At 65.7% G+C, this 4658-nt stretch carries 6 protein-coding genes and 1 pseudogene; 1 reads left to right on the top strand and 6 read right to left on the bottom strand.

The window, feature by feature from the left end:
* The first annotated feature begins 145 nt into the window (after positions 1–145).
* Positions 146–535 carry a hypothetical protein gene (locus ACFRAU_RS11080; RefSeq protein ID WP_377999931.1) on the top strand — a complete coding sequence of 130 codons (390 nt, stop codon included), beginning with the start codon at positions 146–148 and terminating at the stop codon, positions 533–535.
* Between the two features lie 446 nt (positions 536–981).
* On the opposite strand, the pseudogene ACFRAU_RS11075 reads toward ACFRAU_RS11080, so the two are convergent.
* The 6 genes and pseudogenes from ACFRAU_RS11075 to ACFRAU_RS11050 form a co-directional block, all read right to left on the bottom strand.
* Positions 982–1236, bottom strand: a pseudogene (locus tag ACFRAU_RS11075) (hypothetical protein); the annotation flags it as partial.
* Between the two features lie 36 nt (positions 1237–1272).
* Complete coding sequence (gene ssb, locus ACFRAU_RS11070) at positions 1273–1797, bottom strand: single-stranded DNA-binding protein (protein ID WP_377999930.1); 525 nt, start codon at positions 1795–1797, stop codon at positions 1273–1275.
* Between the two features lie 73 nt (positions 1798–1870).
* Positions 1871–2224, bottom strand: a complete 354-nt coding sequence (locus ACFRAU_RS11065; RefSeq protein ID WP_377999929.1) for a hypothetical protein — start codon at positions 2222–2224, stop codon at positions 1871–1873.
* Positions 2221–2496: a glutaredoxin family protein gene (locus ACFRAU_RS11060; protein WP_377999928.1), complete on the bottom strand. Its 276-nt coding sequence runs from the start codon at positions 2494–2496 to the stop codon at positions 2221–2223. The genes ACFRAU_RS11065 and ACFRAU_RS11060 overlap by 4 nt, the downstream gene beginning before the upstream one ends.
* A gap of 472 nt (positions 2497–2968) precedes the next feature.
* Positions 2969–3118 (bottom strand): hypothetical protein, encoded by a 150-nt coding sequence (locus tag ACFRAU_RS11055; protein WP_377995518.1) that lies wholly within the window; start codon positions 3116–3118, stop codon positions 2969–2971.
* 181 nt (positions 3119–3299) lie between these two features.
* Complete coding sequence (locus ACFRAU_RS11050; protein WP_377999927.1) at positions 3300–4325, bottom strand: DUF4192 domain-containing protein; 1026 nt, start codon at positions 4323–4325, stop codon at positions 3300–3302.
* Positions 4326–4658 lie beyond the last annotated feature (333 nt).

Below are 4658 nucleotides of genomic sequence, written 5' to 3'. Positions count from 1 at the left end.
GCCGCCCCGGGGGGGCCACCGGCGGCCACAACCCCCCGCTGGTATCGCGTCCCGCGGCGCCCCCCCCGCCGCCGGCCTGGCCCCCCCCCGGTAACCCGCCCCCGGGGGGGCCCCACGGCCAATCCACGGGGAGGGAACCCACATCATGGCAGCACCACGAAAGTCCGCACAGCAGCTGGCGGCCCGGGAGAAGGCACGGGCCAAAGCACAGAAGCTCACGGAACGTCACGAGAAACTCATCGAACTGGCCGCCGAATTCTTCGAGCAGCAGGACCAGGCCGAGGTGATCCGTTCCGAGGCGAAGCAGAAAGCCGACGCTCTCCTCGCCAAGGCAGAAAAGGATGCCCTGAACGCGGTCCGGAGCGCGGCGGAGAAGGTCCAGGCAATGCTGGACGCCGGCGAGGCAAAAGCCGCCGTCGCCGCCCGTCTGGGTGTCAGCGGCGCCGAGGTCAAGCGGATGGTTGACCTGGTCGCCCGGCAGGATGAGCAGACCAAGGACGCGGACGGCGAGGCCACGGAACCGACAGCCGCCTAGACGAGCCTTTGCCGTTCATGACGCACGGTGGGAACGATTAACGTCGGGGGCCCAACCGTGTTGTGTTCGTTAGACAGAAAAGGACCGGCTGGTGGGCCGGCCCTTTTCCGTTCCTCGGCAAAGGAAAACTACGGGGTTCAGCTTTAGTCGACCCCAGGGTGGTGCGCAGCGTGCAGGTACGGGGCGTGTTCCTCGCGGCGCGGCATTTGGTCGTCACCGATAGCGGCGCGTTGACTGGCGGTCCGCCGCTGGTGAGTCGCTGCTGTGGTTCGCTCTGGGCGGCGGACCGCCCCGCGTTCGGGAGGTTCCCGGCCCTTTCGTGGTCAGTGGCCGGGACTTTGCCAGGCGGTCGGGTTTCCGCCCGGCAAAGCTTCCTGTGAAGCGGCGGCGTCGTCCTCGATTGGCGTTTGCCGTGTAGCCCCACTGGGCGCTGACTGTGTCGGCCTTTCCTGGTGTTGGCTTTCCTCACGGGTTCGCCGGCCGGGCCGCAAATGGCCCGCGGGGATGCCGGGCCATTTCCTGCCCTTGTTGTACTTGCGCTGCAGCCGTCGAAGCTCCCGCAGGGTGGCTGCTTCGACGAGTTCGGTGATCGAGGCGTAGCCTTCGAGGCGGCCGACGGCATCGACGGCGGCCCGGATCTGGTTCGCGTCCTCTTCGGTGAAGTATGGGGTGACGGTCTTGTTCTTCTTAGGAATCGGCATGCGTCGCTTTCGTACTCGGATGCGGTGTCGCCGATTTCACCATTCAGGTACCGCCGGCAGATCGACTCGGCCCGACGGGTTGGCGTCTTTACCGAACCACGCGTCGTCATCGGCGTATTGGCGCGGGCTGATCGCGAAATCGTCGGCCGGGTGGCTGCCGCCCTGGCCGGCAGCTGTCGGGGTTGCCTGGCGGCCGGTTTGCCGCGCGACGGGCGGAGCTGCTGCGTAGCGGAGGGAGAGGCCGATCTCCTCGACGTCGAGTTCAGTGACCGTTCGCTTCTCCCCCGTTTTCGTCTCGTAGGTGCGGGGCTTCAGGACGCCCGTGGCGACCACGCGGGATCCTTTGGTGAGGGATGCTGCGGCGTGCTCTGCCGCCTCCCGCCAGACCGTCGCGCGGAGGAACAGGGTCTCGCCGTCCTTCCACTCCTTCGCCTGGGCATCGAAGGTCCTTGGGGTGGAGGCGATGGTGAAGTTCGTGACCGCGGACCCTGCTGTGGTGAACCGGAGTTCCGGGTCGTTAGTGAGGTTGCCGGTCACTGTGATGCTGGTTTCGCCGCTCATGGTTTCGTTCCTTTATCTGCTGGTTGCGTATTGGCGGGGTGCTTGCGGCTGCGGGAGCCGGCCAGGTCCGGTGTCAGCCGGGGATAACGTCCCGGTCCGGTTCGGCTGCGGGGAGTTCGGGGTTGAGGATGTCGTCTGCTGCCTGGAGCAGTTCGCAGCGGAGCTCCCAGTCCCTGGTACGGAACTGGCTTTCGAAGATTTCTGTCAGGAGTACGTGGTTGGCCATCTCGTAGTCAGGGTCCCCCGGGGTGTCGCCGGGAAGGAGGGTGGCGCCGGTGAGGAAGCGTCCCTCGGGGCCTTCGGTTGGCGGGTTTTCAAGCCACGCGAGGTTGTAGGCGGCGGCCAGCAGTTCGGGGTCGGTGCGCAGCAGGTGCGGGACGTCGTTGCGGTCGAGGATTTCTGTGATGGTGGTGTCGCTGATGCTCATGATGCTGCGCCTTCCTGACGGGTGTTTTCGATGGCAATGACCTGGTCGATCTTGGCCGGATTGAGTCCGGACCAACGGTTTTCGCTACCGTCTTTGTCGTAGACGACGACAGGGACCTGGGAGTAGCCGAGCTCTTCGGTGATGTACTCGAAGGCGGCTTGGTTGGTAGTGATGTCCACTTCGCGGAAGGCGAGGCCGACCTCGGCGAATTTCTGCTTGGTCTTGGTGCAGCCGAAGCATCCGGAGGGCTTGGTGTAAATGGTGAGAGTCATTTTCAGTTCCTTGGTTTCGTATCACTCTGGTGAGGTTTGCCTGGCTGACGTTCTGCTTCCATTCTACCAATTATTCAACTGAATAAAAAGGCGTTTTACCGCTTATTCTAGGGCTTTTTTGATTGCAATCTTGGGATAACACGGGTGCGTCCGTCGGGTGCCGGCGAATAGCCACCGGCACCCGGTCCTCGGAATAGAGCCGCTTTAGAAGGCGCCACGGCTGCTGCTGCACGGGCCGCTGCTGACTTGGGCGGATCGTTCCCGGGTCGTCCATGGCCGCTGTTTTTTCGCTCCTGAACCCGCACGCTGTCCGCGCGGGAAGGTGCGTCGTCTGCTATCAGCCGTCCGGCTGCGCGCCGGCGCGTGGCCGATTCCGCTTTCTTAAAAGGCTGAGGCCGGCCCCTTGGGGCCGGCCTCGGTTTTTCCCTCGGCAAAAAGGAAGCTTGTGCTGCAGCGTCGTTGCTGCGGAAGGTTACTGGTCCAGCGGGGATTTTTCCCAGGAGATGTCGACGGCGGAGGTGCCTTGCTGCAGTGTCAGCAGGGACAGTTCCAGGATGTCCTGGGCGTGGGTCGCGCCGGCGGGTGCGGCGTCGTCGTCCGTGAGGATGAAGTCGTGGCTCATGGTGCTGGCTCCCTGCCGTCAGTGAAATCATGCCCTTTCACTGTAGCCCGGCGGCAGGTCCTTGCCCGGTTGTGGTGCGGCGCCCGCGCCAGCGTTATCGGCGGCCGGAGGAGCGCCAGCGGGGGAGGCCGCCGCCGCGCACTGCGGGCCGGAACCGTTCCCGGTCCGGCCCCCGATGAGCTTAGTGGTGCCTCTTGTAGGCGGTGTCCTCGTCCTGTGCGACGGGGGCGATCCGTCCTTGGCTGACGACCCGGCCCATCAGTTCAGCGAGCCGGTAGCCGGGGGTGTCGGCGACGGCGGCGGTGAAATGGTCCGCGGCGATGGAGGACTGGCCTTTGAGGTAGGCCAGCCAGCCGATCAGGGTCAGCATGGGTGCTCGGTAGCCTTCCGGTGCGGCCTCGATCAGGGCCCGCGCTGTTTCCTGTGCCTGGTCGACGCGGTTCCAGTCCGGGGCGATCCCCTGCCCGATCAGCAGGTCCCCGCTTCCCTCGGCGTCGGTCCGGTCCGGGTCGATCACGTTGCAGAACAGCACGTCGCGCAGGTCCGGGCGTTGGAAGCAGGCCAGCAGCCCGATGGCCATGCCCTGGTCCGTGAAGCCGTTGCGGGTCAGGACCTCGGCCCACAGTGCCCGTCCGGTGTGCAGCTCTCCGGCCAAGACACCCGGCAGTGCCTCGTCGATGCGCCGGGCGGTGTCCGCCGGGCCGGTGAACGTCGCGTAGGTGGTGCCGGGCGTCTTTTGGTAGCTGCTGCCGCGGAAGACCATTTCGGCGTTCAGGTGCCCGTCGGTGATGGATTCCAGTGGTTCGGGCGGGCAGCACCCCGCGTCGCTGTCGCACAGCAGGTTCTGCCAGTACTCCGAGGTGACCAGCCACGCGTCTTTCAGCGGAGTTCCCGCGTTCTCGAGCGCCTGAATCATGGCCTCGACGTGGTCATGGAAGGGCCGCTGAACCGCGGTGTTCGGGGCGTGGTCGGTGTAGACGGCCAGCAGGACCGCGGTGGCCTGGGTGTCCAGCGCGAGGTAGTCCACCATGGCCGGAGCGAAACCGGCAGGATCTGCGACAACGGGGGCGTCGACGCGGAGCGTGGCGCCCAGCATGTCTCCGCGGAGGGTGACGAACACGAAGGACTCGCGGGGAGCGAACCCGAGCGTGTGCGGGATGAAGCCGAGGATGTCGGCCGGGCTGGAAATGCGGATCTTGTCGTTCATGGGTGTTGCTCCTTCTTTGCCGAGAAGTGGGGTGGGTGGGGCGGCTTTGGTGACCGGCCAGCTCCCCTCTCCCCCCGTTGTTTTTTGGCTGCTGGCGGAGCTTGCGGAGCTGTGGCCGACGGAGGCCTGTCTACCCAAAGGGCAAGGGCCGGGAAATTCCCGGAGGAAGGAAGCGACGCAGGAGCACCGCAGGGAAATTCCCGGGCCGCAGGCCCCTGAGGAACGAAGGGGCTAGACCGGCCGGAGCGGACACGTAAACTCCGTAGGACAGCAGCCAAAAAACGTCGTAGACAAGAAGGGCCAGGGATGGCCGGAGCTCTGCGACGGACAGCA

Source organism: Arthrobacter sp. NPDC056691 (genome assembly GCF_042791415.1).
GTDB lineage: Bacteria > Actinomycetota > Actinomycetes > Actinomycetales > Micrococcaceae > Arthrobacter.
This window is presented reverse-complemented; position numbering and strand designations above follow the sequence as displayed.

What these genes read in the sequence shown, in the direction of transcription:
- ACFRAU_RS11050 (WP_377999927.1), bottom strand. Translation starts at nt 4,325, where the DNA reads ATGAACGACAAGATCCGCATTTCCAGCCCGGCCGACATCCTCGGCTTC.
- ACFRAU_RS11055 (WP_377995518.1), bottom strand. Translation starts at nt 3,118, where the DNA reads ATGAGCCACGACTTCATCCTCACGGACGACGACGCCGCACCCGCCGGC.
- ACFRAU_RS11065 (WP_377999929.1), bottom strand. Translation starts at nt 2,224, where the DNA reads ATGAGCATCAGCGACACCACCATCACAGAAATCCTCGACCGCAACGAC.
- ssb (WP_377999930.1), bottom strand. Translation starts at nt 1,797, where the DNA reads ATGAGCGGCGAAACCAGCATCACAGTGACCGGCAACCTCACTAACGAC.
- ACFRAU_RS11060 (WP_377999928.1), bottom strand. Translation starts at nt 2,496, where the DNA reads ATGACTCTCACCATTTACACCAAGCCCTCCGGATGCTTCGGCTGCACC.
- ACFRAU_RS11080 (WP_377999931.1), top strand. Translation starts at nt 146, where the DNA reads ATGGCAGCACCACGAAAGTCCGCACAGCAGCTGGCGGCCCGGGAGAAG.